Raw genomic sequence first — 15,974 nt, 5'->3', positions numbered from 1 at the left:
CGGTCCGGGGTGCGGGAAGTGAAGTAGTCGACCACCACGAGGGTGCCGCCGTGGGCCAGCGGCCCCCACAGCTCCCACACCGAGAAGTCGAAGGCGGCGCTGTGGAACAACGTCCAGACGTCGGTGTGGTCGAACCCGAAGTGCGCCTGCGCGTTACCGAGCAGTTCCACGACATTGCGGTGGGTGACGACCACACCCTTGGGCCGCCCGGTCGACCCGGAGGTGTAGATGACGTAGGCGGGATGCGTCGCGCGCAGCGGGGACCGCCGCTCGGCGTCGGTGAGAGGTGTTGCGTCCGTAGGAATTTCGATCCGGTCGAGGTCGAAACGGCGAATGGCCGGTGTCGCCTCGTACCCGATGTCGGAGGTGGTGAGGACGCAGACGGGAGCGGCGTCGGCCAGGGTGTAGGCGATCCGCTCGGCCGGGTACGCCGGATCCACCGGCACATACGCGCCACCGGCGGCGAGCACGGCCAGGATCGCGATCACCAGGTCCTGCGACCGCGGCAGCAGCACGGCCACCAGCGATTCCGGACCCACGCCCGCCTCCACCAGCGTGCGCGCCAGCCCGTCCACCCGGGCGGCGAGGTCGCCGTAGGTGAGCGAGGTGTCGCCGCACCGCACGGCGATCGCGTCCGGGCGGGCGGCGGCCTGCGCCTCGAACAGTGCGGTCAGCGTGGCGCCCGCGTCGACCGGGCGGGCGGGTTCCTGCCAGCCGTGCAGTACCGCTCCGCGTTCGGCCGCATCGAGCACATCGATGTCACGGACCGCGCGTGCGGTGTCGGCCAGGACCGCGTCCAGCACCCGCTCCAGGCGGGACACGATCGCGGCCACCGCGCTCTCGGCCAGGAGCTCGGGCCGATATCCGGCGACCAGGTGCAGGCGCGAATCCTGCTGCGCGACAAGGGTGAGCGGATAGTGCGTGGAGTCGTCGGCGTCGGTCGCTGTCACCTTCGCTCCGTCCAGCCCGTCGGCGAGCCCGGCCAGCGCGGCGGAGTCCACGGGATAGGACTCGAAGACCAGCATCGTGTCGAACAGCTCGCCGACACCGGCCGCGCTGTGGATGTCGGCCAGCCCGAGATGCTGGTGCTCGAGCAGCGCCGCCTGGTCGGCCTGGACGCGCCGCAGCAGGGCCGCGACGGTCTCCTCCTCGTCCAGCCGGACGCGAACCGGGATCGTGTTGACGAACAGTCCCACCATGGTTTCCACGCCGGGCAGCGCGGCCGGACGGCCGGACACCGTGGCGCCGAAGACCACCTCCGCGCGGTCGGTCAGGCGCGACAGTACGATCGCCCACGCCGCCTGCAGCACGGTATTGACGGTGACTGCGTGCCGCGCGGCGAGTTCGCCGAGCCGGGTCGTACGCGACTCGTCCAGAGCGCGGCGGTATTTGCGGGGCACGGCGGCGGGGCGGGTGTCGGCGGCGGCGGGGACCAGGATGGTCGGCTCCTCGACACCGGCCAGCGCCGCGCGCCAGGCATCGGTGGCGGCCGCACGGTCCTGGCGGCCGATCCAGTCCACGAAGGTGCGGTACGGCCGCACCGGCGGGAGCGCCGCGGTGTCACCGCCGGTGGCGTAGAGCACCAGCAGATCACGCACCAGCAGCGGCATCGACCAGCCGTCCAGCAGGATGTGGTGGTTGGTCAGCAGCAGTTGCCAGCGCTGCCCGTCGAGCCGGATCAGCGTGGCCCGCAACAGCGGCGGGGCGGCCATGTCGAACGGCTGCCGCCGATCGTGGGCCCGCGCCGCGGCCGCGCGTTCCGCGCCGCCGGGACCGGTGGCGTCGATCTCGGTCCACGGCAGCTCCACCGCGTCCGGTATCACCTGCACCGGGGTGCCCGCGGTGCCGGTGACGAACGCCGCCCGCAGATTCGGATGCCGGTCCAGCAGCGCGGCGGTGGCGGCGCGCAGCCGTCGCGGGTCCACGTCGCCGGACAGCTCGACCCGCGCCTGCGCCGTGTAGGCGTCCATCGCCGAACCGGCCAGCAGGGCATGGAACAGCAGGCCGGTCTGCAACGGGGTCAGCGCCCACACGTCCAGGCCGCCGGGATAGTCCGCCGCCCAGGTGTCGAGGTCGGACTGTGTCACCGCCACGGCGAAGTCGGACGGCGTGTGACCGCCCGCCGACGGCTCGGCGACGTGGGCGGCCAAGGCGGACAACGCCCGCACCCACAGCTGCGCCAGATCGGTGACCTCCGGTGCGGACAGCACGCCCGCCGGATAGGCGAGGGTGCCGCGCAGGCGTGTCCCGCCGTCGACGTCGACGGCCATGACATTGATGTCGAGGGCGCGGTCCACGGCCATGTCGGCGTCTGGAGCGGCACGCAGGCCGCCGGGCGCGCCGATCGGCAGCCACACCGAATCCTGCGGCAGCTCACCGGTGTTCGTGCGGCCCAGATAGTTGAACCCGATCCCGCCCGCGCGGTCGTAGGCGGCCAGGGCGCGGCCGGTCTCGTCGTTGAGGTAGCGCAGTACGCCGTACCCGAGGCCGTTGTCCGGCACCGCGCGCAGATGTTCCTTCACCGCCTTGACGGCCTGTCCGATCGCGGCCCGCCCGGCGAGCGCGGCCTCGGCATCGAGGTCCCCCAGTTCCAGCCGGACCGGGTAGGCACTGGTCAGCCAGCCCACCGTGCGCGACAGGGTGGCGCCGGGCACGGCGGTCTCCTCCCGACCGTGGCCCTCGAGCCGCACCAGCACCGCGGCGTCGGCGGCGCCGCGCCGGGCACGCCACGCTCGGACCGCGACGGCCAGGGCCGCCAGCAGCGCGTCGTTCACCCCGCCGTGGAAGGCCCGTGGCACGGTCGTGAGCACGGCCTCGGTGACCTCCGGCGGCACATCCACCTCGACCCGCTCCAGGGTGGCCGCCACATCGACGGCCGGATCCAGCGGCCGCGCACCGATCTCCGGGTCCGGGCCCTCGAGAACCGCACGCCAGTACGGCAATTCGCGCACGCGTTCGGGCCGCGTCGCGTCGTCGGCGAGGGCATGCGCCCAGCGGCGCAGCGAGGTGCCCGGCGCGGGCAGCACCGGCTGCCCGCCATCGGCCACCGCCGCCCATGCCGTGATCAGATCCGGCACCAGAATGCGCCAGGACACCCCGTCCACCGCCAGATGGTGCGCGACGAAGAGCAGCCGTCCGGCACGATCCGGGCCGAGGTCCAGCCACACCAGTCGCAGCATGCCGCCGCTGCGGGGCGCGAGCTGCCCGAGCGCCGAATCCAGTTCCCCCGCGAGAATCTCGTCGATGCCCTCCTCGGACTCGGCAGACGATTCGACATGACGCACCAGGCCGTCGACGTCGATCGCGCCGGGCGGGGCCACCACGAGCGCCGCGGAGCGCCCGGAAACCGGATCGGCCGCACCCGGCGAAGCCACAGACAGCGCCTCGGAGCGCCCCGAATCAGGACCGACCGCACCCGGCGAAGCCACAGCGAACGCCGCGGGACGCCCGGAGGCGTGCAGCCGGGTGCGCAGCGCGTCGTGCCGGTCGACCACTGCCGCCACGGTTCTCACCAGGGCGTCGCGGTCGATGCCGACCGGCAGGCGCAGTACCAGCCATTGCGCGAAGCGGTCGTACCCGCCGCCGCGCTCGATCAGCCAGCGATGGATCGGCAGCAGCGGCAGTTCGCCGACGCCGCCGCCCGGCAGCTCGGGCAGCACCGCGGGTGCCTCGGCCGCGTCCGACGCCACGCGGGCGAGCGCGGCAATCGTCTTGTGCTCGAACACATCCCGGGGCGTGATCGCGATCCCGCGTTCCCCGGCGCGCGCCGACAACTGGATGGACATGATGCTGTCGCCGCCGAGCGCGAAGAAATTGTCGTCCACGCCCACCCGGTCGACACCGAGCACGGCGGCGAAGACCTCGGCGAGCAGCCGCTCCCGATCCGTCCGCGCGGCACGGAATTCCCGCGTGGCGAACACCGGTTCCGGCAGCGCCGCGCGGTCCAGCTTGCCCACCGGGGTGAGCGGCAGGGTGTCCAGCACCGTGACCGCGGCGGGCACCATGACCGGCGGCAGCACGCCCGCCACGGCCTCCCGCAGGGCGGCGGGGTCGAGCGCGTGGCCGGGCGCGGGCAGCACGTAGGAGACCAGCGACGCACCGCCGGCCGGGCCGGTGCGCCCGACCGTGACCGCGAACTCCACACCGTCGAACGCCGTGAGCGCCGCGTCGATCTCGCCCAGCTCGATGCGGATACCCCGCACCTTGACCTGGAAGTCCGTGCGGCCCACGTACTCCAGCGCGCCATCGTCGCGGCGGCGTACCAGATCGCCGGTGCGGTACAGCCGTTCGCCCGGCGCGAACGGATGCGCGACGAACCGCTCCGCGGTCTGCCCGGGACGGTCGTGGTAGCCGCGCGCGACCTGCGCGCCCGCCAGATACAGCTCACCCACGGTGCCGTCGGGCACCGGGTGCAGGTGCCGGTCGAGCACGTGGGCCGCGCTGTTGTCCACCGGCGACCCGATCGGCACGACCGCGCCGTCGGCCCCGGTGACCGTGGCCGCGGTCGCGTGCACGGTGAATTCCGTCGGCCCGTAGAGATTGTGGACCTCCGCGCCCGGCAGCTGGGCCCGGGTGCGGGCGAGGGTGCGCGGCGGCAATGCCTCGCCCGCGGCCAGCACCGCCCGCAACGAGCCGCAGGCCCCGGCCGGCAGGCTGTCGGCGAAGGCCTCCAGCATCGACGGCACGAACGACACCAGCGTCACCCGCTGCTGTTCGATGACGGCCCGCAGGTACGCCGGATCCCGGTGGCCGTCCGGTTCGGCCACGACGAGGCGGGCGCCGGTGGCCAAGGCGCCGAACAGCTCCCAGATCGAGACGTCGAACGACAGCGGCGTCTTCAGCAGCACCACGTCGGTATCGCCGAGCCCGAGCCACCCGGTCACCCAGCGCACCTGGCCGACCACCGCGGCGTGGCTGACCGTCACGCCCTTCGGCCGTCCGGTGGAGCCGGAGGTGTAGATCACGTACGCCGGGTTGGCCGGACGCAGCGGACGGACCCGTTCGGCGTCGGTGATCGGTTCTCCCGCACCGGTTTCCGTCTCGTCCAGGTGCAGCGCGGGCAGCTCGGCGGGCACGGGCACCGGTGCCGCGGGGTCCACGAGCACACAGGCGGGCCGCGCGTCGCTCAGCAGGTGCGCGATCCGGTCAGCCGGATAGCCCGGGTCGACCGGCACGTATGCCGCGCCCGCGGTGAGAACCGCGAGGACCGCGACGACCAGTTCCGGCGAGCGCGGCAGCGCCACCGCGACCCGCTGCTCCGGGCCGATACCCGCGGCGATCAGCGTGCGCGCCAACCGGTTCGACCGCTCGGACAGTTCGGCCGCGGTCAGCGTGCCGCCGCGGCCGCACACCGCGACGGCGTCCGGTGCGGCCGCCAGCCGTTCGTGCACCAGCGAGACCAGGGTCTGCCCGGCCGGACGCACGCGCTCGACGCCGTGTGCCCGTCGCAGCAGCGCTGCCTTCTCGGCGGGATCGAGCGCATCGATCCGGCCGATCGGTGTCGCGGGGTCGTCGGCCATCGCGGTGAGCAGCCGCACCAGCCGATCGGCGAATCCACGCACCCAGGTCTCGTCGAACACCGCGGGCTGGTACTGGAAGTGCGCGCGCAGTCGCTCACCGGTGAGCACCACCACCGACAGCGGATAGTGCGGCGCGTCGTTCGAGGTGACGTCGTCGATGGTCAGCCCGTCGAGCGCGCGGGCCTGCTCCGCCAGCCCGGCGCGATCGATCGGGTAGGACTCGAACACCGTCATCGTGTCGAACAGCGTCTGCGCCCCGAGACCGCGAGCGATATCGCTCAGCGCGACGTGGTGGTGGTCCAGCAGCCGCGCCTGCTCGTCCTGCAGTCGCGTGAGCACGGCCCGCACCGGCTCTTCCGGCCGGTAACGCACCCGGACCGGGACGGTGTTGATGAACAGTCCGATCATCGACTCCACGCCGGGCACCTGCGGCGGGCGGCCGGACACGGTCGCACCGAACAGCACGTCGTCGCGACCGGCGATGCGGGACACCAGGATTCCCCACGCGGCCTGCACCACGGTATTGACCGTGACGCCCAGCTCGGCGGCCAGGTCGGCCAGCCGCCGCGTCAGTCCGGCGGCGAGGGTGACCTCGACCTCCTCGATGCGCGGCGCGGCGTCCGCGGCGGCGACCGGCGGCGCGAGCAGGGTCGGCTCGGCTCCGGCCAGGGCGTCGGTCCACACGGCCAGCGACCGCGCGGTGTCGCGGCCGCCGAGCCACTCCAGATAGCGGCGGTAGGGCGGCACCGGGCCGAGTGCTGCCGGATCCCCCGTGGCGTAGATGGTCAGCAGCTCCCGCAGCAGCAGCGGCAGCGACCAGCCGTCCAGCAGGACATGGTGATATGCCAGCACCAGCCGGAAGTCGTTGCCGCCCAATGCGATCAGGGTGAAGCGCAGCAGCGGGGCCTGCGCCGGGTCGAGGCCCGCGGCGCGGTCGGCGGCCAGCGTCGCCGCCAGCTCGGTCGCGGGATCGGCGCTGCCGCCGAGATCGACGGTGCGCCACGGTACTTCGATGCCGTCGGCCACCACCTGGACCGCGGCGCCGTCGTGTCCGGTGGCGAAGCCGACCCGCAGGTTGGGATGCCGGTCCAGGACCGCCTGCGCGGCCAGACGCATCCGCTCGGCGTCGACGCGGCCGGACAGCGCCAGCACCAGCTGCACCGTATAGACGTCCACCGACGCCTGGGCCAGGAACGCGTGAAAGAGCAGGCCGGTCTGCAGCGGGGCCGCGGGCCAGATGTCGGCGAGGCGCGGATACCGCCGCTGCCACTTGTCGATATCGGCCTGCGCGAGGGTGACCAGGGGGAAGTCCGACGGCGTGTGCCCGCCGCCGCCCGCGCTCACGTGGTCGGCCAGCGCGGTCAGCGCCCGCACCCACAGATCGGCGATCTCGGTGACAGTGCCGGCGTCCAGCAGCGTGTCCGGGTAACCGAGGCTGGCGGTGAGGCGGCCGTCGACCACGACGGCGTTGATGTCGAGGACGGCCGCGGCGGGCATGTCCGGGTCGGCGCGGCGGGGCAGGGCGGCGAGATCGCCGACCGGGGCCCAGCCGGCACCGCGCAGCGCGGCCGGGATATCGGCCTCCGACATCCGCCCGAGGTAGTTGAAGCTGATCTGGCCGGGCAGCCGCGCGGGCAGCTCGGCGGCGGTGTCGGGGTTGAGGTATCGCAGCAGTCCGTAGCCGATGCCGTTGTCCGGCACGGCTCGCAGCTGCTCCTTGACCGCCCGCACGGCGGCGTCCAGGTCGGCGCCGCCCGACAGCGCGGCGGTGGCGTCCAGGCCGTCCAAGGCCAGGCGCACCGGATAGGCAGAGGTGAGCCAGCCGACCGTCCGTGACAGGTCCGCGCCCGGCACGACGGACTCCTCGCGGCCGTGGCCCTCCAGCCGCAGCAGCAGCCCGGACTCGACCTCGCCGCGGCGCGCACGCCAGGCCGTCACCGCGACGGCGAGGGTGGCGATCAGCGCGTCGGCCGCGCCCGCGTGGTACGCGGCGGCCGCCGTGCCGAGGACGGCCTCGGTGAGGCCGGACGGCAGTTCCACCTCGTGACGGCGGACGCCGGTGGCGAGGTCGACGGCGGGGTCGAGGTCCCGGTCACCGAGAAACGGGTCCGGTCCCTCGACAACCGTTGCCCAGTAGGGCAGTTCGGCGACGCGTTCCGGCGCGACGGCCTCGTCGGCCAAGGCGTGCGCCCACCGCCGCAGCGACGTGCCGACCGGCGCCAGCGACGGCTGCTGCCCACCGCGCACCTGCTCCCAGGCCGCCATGAGGTCCGGGATCACGATGCGCCAGGACACGCCGTCGATCACCAGGTGGTGCGCGACCACGATCAACCGTCCCGGCCGCGACGGGCCGAGGTCGAGCCAGACCAGTTGCACGACGATGCCCCCGGCCGGGTCCAAACGGCCCACGGCGGCGTCGAATTCCGCTGCGGCGACCTCGGTTTCGGTGTCGTCGGTGGTCGCGACCCGGCGCACCAGCGCGTCCACGTCGACCGTGCCCGGGGCGGCGATGTCGAGTGACCACCCGTCGGCGGTGCGCACCAGCCGGCTGCGCAGCGCGTCGTGCCGGTCCATCACCGCACCCACGGTGGCCACCAGCCCGGCGCGGTCGATTCCGGCGGGCAGTTCGAGGACCAGCGACTGCTCGAACCGGCCGAACCCGCCGCCGCGCTCGACCAGCCACCGATGGATCGGCAGCAGCGGCGCGAAACCTGCGCCGCCGCCGGGCAATTCGGGCAGCGCGACGGCGTCCCCGGCGGTGGCGTCGCGGGCCACCGCGGCCAATCCCGCCACCGTCTTCTGCTCGAACACGTCCCGGGTCGAGAAGGCCAGCCCGCGTTCCTTGGCGCGCGCGACCAGCTGCAGGGACATGATGCTGTCGCCGCCGAGCGCGAAGAAGCTGTCGTCGGCCCCCACCCGGTCGAGCCCGAGCACCTGGGCGAAGACCTCGGCCAGCGTGCGCTCGGCGGCGGTCGCCGCGGCGCGCGCCGCACCGCGCTCGAGGACGGGCTCGGGCAGTGCGTCCCGATCCAGCTTGCCCGCCGCGGTCACCGGCAGTTCGGCAACGACCACGATCGCCGCGGGCACCATGTAGTCGGGCAGCAGCCGCGCCGCCTCCCGGCGCAGCGCGCCGGTATCGATCGAAACACCCGTGTCGGCAACGACATACGACACCAGCAGGGTGTTGCCCGTCGGCGCGGTGCGCCCCAGTGTCACCGCCGTCTCGACGCCCGGGAAGCCGGTCAGGACCGCGTCGATCTCACCCGGTTCGATGCGCAGTCCGCGCACCTTCACCTGGGAATCGCCGCGGCCCAGGTATTCCAGCGCCCGGTCCGCGGTCCAGCGGACGACATCGCCGGTCCGGTACATCCGGCTGCCGGGCGGTCCGTACGGATTCGCCACGAAGCGGGCGGCACTCAGCCCGGCCCGCCGGTGGTAGCCGCGGGCCAGCGACACGCCCGCCAGGTACAGCTCGCCCGCGACGCCCTCGGGTACCGGGCGCAGCGCGTCGTCGAGCACCAGCGAGGTCGTGCCGCGGATCGGCCCGCCGACGGTGATCGGTCCCGAAGACGCCAGTGGCGCACTGATATTCGCCGCGATCGTGGCCTCGGTGGGGCCGTAGGCGTTGTACAGCGCGCGACCGGGCGCCCACCGCTCGACCAGCGCGGCCGGGCACGCCTCGCCGCCGACGACGACCGTGCCGAGATCGGCCAGTCCGGCCGGGTCGACCGACGCCAGCACGGACGGGGTGAGGAAGGCATGGGTCACCCGCTGGTCGAGCAGCAGCCGCCGCAACTCGTCGCCGCCGTACACGTCCGGCGGCGAGACGACCAGGGTCGCGGACGCGCCGATCGCCAGCAGCAGTTCGAGGATCGAGGCGTCGAAGCTGGGCGACGCCGCGTGCAGCACCCGCGAACTCGGCCGCACCGCATAGCGTTCGCGCTGTTCGGCCAGGAAGTTGGCGAGGCCGCCGTGCCCCACCACCACACCTTTCGGGCGGCCGGTGGAGCCGGAGGTATAGATCACGTACGCCGGATGCGACGGGTGCACCGGACGCACCCGTTCGGCCGGGTCGATCGGGCCGGACGGCAGGACGCTCGCGGCCGACTCGATCGCCGGATCGTCCAGCGACAGCCATGCCACGGTGGCGGGCAGGCCGGTGCCGGCGACGGTCAGTCCGAGGCGCGCGCCGCAGTCGTCCAGCAGGTACGTGATCCGGTCGGCCGGGTAGGCCGGGTCGACCGGGACGAACGCCGCGCCCGCCCGCGCGATCGCCCACACCGCGACGAGCGAGTCGATCGACCGGCGCAGGCCGACCGCCACCAGGTCCTCCGGGCCGACGCCACGCCCGATCAGCAAGCGCGCCAGGCGATTCGACCGTTCCGACAGCTGCCGGTAGGTGAGCTCCCGCCCCTCGCCCACCACCGCCACACCGTCCGGGTTCGCCGCGACCGCGGCGTCCAGCAGTTCCGCCAGCGGCCGCGCCGCGACGGCGGGCCCGCCGTGCCGGGAGAGCAGATCGGCGCGCTCCGAGGCGGTGAGGACATCGATCTCGGCCACGCTCGCCCGGGTGACGAGACCGTCCAGCACCCGGTCGAACCGGTCGGCGACGGCGGCGACGGTCTCGGCGTCGAACGCCTCCGGCTGATAGCCGAAACGGAATCGCAGGCGCGAATCCAGTTGCGCCACAACGGTCAGCGGGTAGTGTGCGGCGTCGTCCACCGCGGCCGCGGTCACCGACATGCCGTCGATGTCGGTGGCGAGGCGAGCGATCGCCGCGGTGTCCATCGGGTAGGACTCGAATACCAGCAGGGTGTCGAACAGCGCGGGCAGCCCGGTCGCCGCCTGGATCTCGGCCAGCCCGGCATGATGGTGCTCGAGCAGCGCGGCCTGCTCGTCCTGCACCCGCCGCAGCAGCGCGGCCACCGACTCCCCCGGCGTGTTGCGCACCCGCACCGGCACGGTGTTGATGAGCAGGCCGACCATCTCCTCGACGCCGGCCAGTTGCGGCGGGCGGCCGGACACGGTCGCGCCGAACACCACATCGCGGCGCGCGGTCGAGCGCGACAGCACGATGCCCCACGCCGCCTGCAAGATCGTGTTCAGGGTGACGCCGTGCCGGGCCGCCAGCTCCACCAGGCGGGCCGTGCGCCGCTCGTCGCGCTCGACGACATGGTTCCGCGGCCGGGCCGACCCCGGTGCACCGGTGTCGCGCGGTGCCAGCAGTGTCGGTTCGGTGACTCCCGCCAGCGCCTGCCCCCAGGCCCGCAGCGAATCCGAAGGATCTCGGCGGGCGAGCCATTCCAGGAAGCCGCGGTACGACGGGGCCGGGCTGTCCACCCGTCCCGCGTACAGCAGCACCAGGTCGCGTACCAGTATCGGCATCGACCAGCCGTCCAGCAGGATGTGGTGGTTGGTCAGCAGCAGCCGCCACCGGTCGTCGGCGACCCGCACGAGGGTGAACCGCAGCAGCGGCGGCACCGCGGTGTCGAACGGCGTCGCGCGCTGCGCCGCGGCGACACGGTCGAACTCGGCCGCCGCGGTCTCGCCGCGCACATCGATCACGGTGAACGGCACGGTGACGGCGTCGGCGACGAGCTGCACCGCCGCCGACCCCGAGGTCGCGAACGCGACCCGCAGATTCGGATGCCGGTCAAGCAGTGCCTGCGCGGCCGCCCGCAACCGATCGGGATCGACCGTGCCCGCCAATGTCAGGGTCAGCTGCGCGGTGTAGGCGTCGGCGGTCCGGCCGGAGAGCATGGCGTGGAACAGCAGACCGGTCTGCAGCGGCGACAGCGGCCACACGTCGGCGGGCCGATACCGCGACTCCCACTCCTCGATCTCGTGCTGCCGCACGGTGACCAGGTCGAAGTCCGACGGTGTGTGTCCGCCCGCACCCGGCGTGCCCGCGTGGGCGGCCAGCGCCGACAAGGCTCGCTCCCACAGCAGCGCGAGCTCCCGTACGTCGTCGGCGGACAGGACGCCGGTCGGGTAGCCGAACGAGGCCCGCAGCGTCTCTCCCGCGTCGCCGTCGGCGACGATCGCGGTGATGTCGAGGACGGCGGTCGCCGGCGCGTCGTCGTTGTCCCCGGCCGAGCCGGTGCCGAGGTCGGTGGTCGGCAGCCAGCCGAGTTCGGCTGCCGCACCGGACATCTCGCCGAGCGCGGTGCGTCCGAGATAGTTGAACGACAACTGCGGCGTGCCGGTCGAGCCGAGCGCCCCGGACGCCCACCGGAGCGGTCCGTAGCCGAGCCCGTTGCCGGGTACGGCGAGCAACTGCTCCTTGATCTCCTTGATCGCCTCGCCCGCGGCCGCTCGCCCCGCCAACGCCGCCTCGGCATCGATCGCACCGAGCCGCAACCGGACCGGGTAGGCGGTGGTGAACCAGCCGACGGTGCGGGACAGGTCGGCGCCCGGCACCGCGGACTCCTCGCGGCCGTGGCCCTCCAGCTGGACGAGGGTGTCCGGCGCGGTCACGCCGCGCCGCGCCCGCCACACCGTGACCGCCACCGCCAGCGCCGCCAGCAGGCCGTCGTGCACGCCGCCGTGGAATGCCGCGGGCACGGTGGTGGTCAGTGCCGCGGTCACCTCCGGCCCGACGGTGAGGTCGAGGCGCTCGACCGTCGCGGCGACGTCGACCGCCGGGTCGAGGGCGCGCGCACCGAGCAGTGGATCCGGCCCGCTCAGCACGTCGGCCCAGTAGTCGGCCTCCTCCGGCTGCGGCGTCAGCTCGGCCAGCGCGTGCGCCCACCGCCGCATCGAGGTGCCCACGGGCGGTAGCGCGGGCCGCTGCCCGGCCGACACCTGCGCCCACGCGGACATCAGGTCCGGCACCAGGATTCGCCAGGAGACGCCGTCCACGGCGAGGTGGTGCGCGACCACGATCAGCCATCCGGCCGCGCCGGGACCGGCGTCGAGCCAGACCAGTCGCAGCACCGCGCCCGCCGCCGGGTCCAGTTGGCCGGCCGCCGCGACACGTTCCCGTTCCGCCGCCGCGCGCGCCTCGGCCGGTCCGTTCACGGCCACCCGGCGCAGCAGCGCGGCGACGTCGACCGAGCCCGGCTCGCCGACCACGATCCTCGGACCGTCCTCGCTGTCGATCAGGCGCGAACGCAGCATGTCGTGGTGGTCCACCACGGCCGCAACGGTTTTCACAAGACCGTCCCGGTCGGCTCCGACCGGCAGCCGCAGCGCCAGGGACTGGTGGAACCGGTCGAAGCCGCCGCCGCGCGCGAGCATCCAGCGCACGATCGGCGTGGGCGGCATCGTCCCGACGCCGCCGCCGGTCAGCTCGGCGAGGGCGGGGGGCTGCGCGTCGCCGGACCGGCGCGCGATCGCCGCCAGCGCGGCGACCGTGCGCCGCTGGAACACCTCGCGCGGGGTGAACACCACGCCGCGCGCCTTCGCGCGCGCCACCAGCTGGATCGACATGATGCTGTCGCCGCCGAGCGCGAAGAAGCTGTCGTCCACACCGACCTTGTCGACCCCGAGCACCTCGGCGAACACCTCGGCCAGCGTCGCCTCGACGGTGGAAACCGGTGCGCGCCACTCGCTGTCGCCGTCGAAGGTGTGGTCGGGCAGTGCCGAACGATCCAGCTTGCCGGTGGGCGACAGCGGCATCCGGTCCACGGGGACGATGGCGGCGGGCACCATGTACTCGGGCAGCCGCTGCGCCAGAGCGGCGGTCAGCACCACGGTGTCGAGTTCGCGATCCGGTTCGGCGACGACATAGGACACCAGCGCCTCCGCGCCCGCCGCGGTGCGCCGGTTCACCGTGACCGCGGCGGCCACGCCGTCCTGCTCCTCCAGCGTCGCGTCGATCTCACCGAGTTCGATGCGCAGGCCGCGCACCTTCACCTGAAAGTCCGTGCGCCCCAGGTATTCCAGATCGCCCGCAGGCGTCCACCGGACCAGGTCACCGGTCCGGTACAGGCGGGCGCCGGGCGCGCCGTACGGGTCGGCGACGAAGCGTTGCGCGGTGAGATCCGGGCGACCCAGGTATCCGCGCGCCAGCTGCGGGCCGGACACGTACAACTCACCCGAGACACCCACCGGGACGGGACGCAGCCAGCTGTCGAGCACGACGACGCCCGCGCCCCGGATCGCGCGGCCCAGGGTGACCGGATCGGACGGCCGCATCGGCGCGGAGGCCGTGGTCCAGATCGTCGCCTCCGTGGGGCCGTAGAGGTTGAACATCTCCCGGCCCGTGCTCCAGATTCGCACGACCCGTTCGGGGCACGCCTCCCCCGCGACCGCGACGACCCGCAGATCCGCGAGACCACCGGGTTCCATGGTCGCCAGCACCGTCGGCGTGACGACGAGGTGGGTAACCCGTTGCGCGCGCAGCAGTTCGGCGAGCGCGTCGCCGCCGTAGGTGTCGCGCGGCGCGACGACGAGTGTCGCGCCGGACCCGAAGGCCATCAGCATCTCGAACACCGACGCGTCGAAACTCGGTGACGCCGTGTGCAGTACGCGTGATGCCGCGGTGACGCCGAAGCGGCGGCGTTGCTCATCGATCGCATTCGCCAGCCCGGCATGTCCGACCACGACGGCCTTCGGACGGCCGGTCGACCCGGAGGTGAAGATGACATAGGCCGGGTGCTCGGCCCGCACGGGCGCGATCCGCTCGGCGTCGGTGATCGGCTCCGCGTCGGTGATCGGCTCGGCGCTCGGGCGATCGGCGCCGGTCACCTCCGCGTCCAGCACCAGCCAGTCGACCGAATCCGGCAGTCGCGCAGCGTGTTCGGCGATGGTCAGGCCGTACCGCGCGCCCGACGCCGCGGCCATGTAGGCGATCCGCTCGCGCGGGTGCGCCGGATCCATCGGCACGAACGCCGCACCGGTCCGCGCCACCGCCCACACCGCGACCACCGCCGCCACCGACCGCGGCAATGCCGTCGCCACCAGCGACTCCGGCCCCACCCCACGCGAGATCAGCAGCCGGGCGAGCCGGTTCGCGCGCGCGTCGAGTTCGCGATAGGTCAGCTCCGTCTCGCCCAGCACGACCGCGGTCGCCTCCGGCGACTCCGCTACGCACCGGTCGAACACCTCCGCGAGCGTCGAGACGGTGTCCAGGCCCGGCCGCGCGTCGAACGCGATCCGGCGCTCGTCGTCCGACAGCAGATCGAGGTCGCGCAGCCGCAGCGCCGGGTCCGCGCCGACGAACCGTTCGAGATAGGAGACGAATCGGCGATGGTGGGCGTCGAGTTCGTCCTGCGTGTAGAGATGCGGGTTGCCGTGGAACTCGATCGACAGCGGCGCGTCGGCCCCGCTCTGCACCAGATTGACCTGCAGATCCTCCAGCAGACCCGAACGCAGGATGTGATAGGTGCCGGTGGCGTCACCCAATTCGATGTCGGCGTCGAAGAACACGATGTTGACGATCGGGCCGAAGGTGGACCCGCGGCCGAGCGCGGCGCTGCCGCTCAGCGCCTCGTCGCGGCGGATGTCCTCGTAGCGGTAGCGCTGATGCCGCAGCGCCCCCGTCAGCTCGCGGTTGGCGGCCGCGACCACCTCGCCCACCGAGGTGCGCGCATCGATGCGCAGCCGGATCGGCAGCAGGTTGGCCAGCATCCCGGCGGAGTTCTTCAGCTTGGCGGTGGTGCGCGCCGCGACCGGCAGGCTCAGCGCGATATCGCCGGAATCGGTCATGCGCGCCAGGTAACTTCCCAGCGCCGCGACCACCAGCTGCGCCGCGCTCGCGCCGTATTCCGCGGCCGCCACCCGCAGCAGGTCGGCGATCGCGCCCGACAGCTGGGTCGTCGACACCAGATCGTGGGGCGCGGGGTCGGCGGTGCGGCCCGCCAGGCTCACCGCGTCCGGCAGTCCCGCCGTGCGTTCGGCCCAGTATTCACGGTCCTTGCCGAATCGCTCGGAGGCGCGGTACGCCTGTTCGTCGGCGTGGATCTGCCGCAGCGTCGCGGCCCGCAGCGGCGCCGGCTCCCGGCCCGCGAGCAGGGCGTTGTACCGCTCGGCGATGCGCGAGCTGAGCGTGAGACCGCCGTATCCGTCGATCGCGACGTGATGGATGCGCGAGTACCAGTAGTAATGGCGATCGCCCAGACGCAGCAGCCTGGTCTCGGCGAGGGTGTCGCGCTGCAGGTCCACCGGCGCGGCGCAGTCCGCCTGCATCCACGCCAGCGCCGCGGCCTCGGGATCGGCGTGCTCGCCGAAGTCGACGACACTTCCGTCGTACGCCTGATCGGGATCGATGCGCTGGTAGGGCGTGCCGTCGACCTCCACGATGCGCAGGTAGCCCGAGCCCAGCTCCAGGCCCGCCGCCTGCACCGCCTCGGCGAACGCGGCGGCGTCCACCTCGCCCCGAATATCGACGTACTGCGCGATGTTTATCGGCATTCCGTCGGACACCTTGTCCGCGAACCAGACCCCGTATTGCGCTGTCGACAACGGGATCAGATCCGGGGAAAGATCGAATCGAATCGACTCCATAGTCAT

The 15,974-nt window shown here is 73.4% G+C and carries 1 protein-coding gene (running past one end of the window); it reads right to left on the bottom strand.

Annotated features, from left to right (window positions below):
- On the bottom strand, positions 1-15,974 hold the 5' portion of the coding sequence (locus NWFMUON74_RS15405; protein ID WP_187688468.1) for a non-ribosomal peptide synthase/polyketide synthase. The gene continues 11,071 nt to the left of window position 1, outside the view; 15,974 of the gene's 27,045 nt are visible here — the first part of the coding sequence; it begins with the start codon at positions 15,972-15,974; its stop codon lies beyond the left edge, outside the window.

Origin of the sequence: Nocardia wallacei (genome assembly GCF_014466955.1) — a bacterium.
Lineage (GTDB): Bacteria > Actinomycetota > Actinomycetes > Mycobacteriales > Mycobacteriaceae > Nocardia > Nocardia wallacei.
This window is presented reverse-complemented; position numbering and strand designations above follow the sequence as displayed.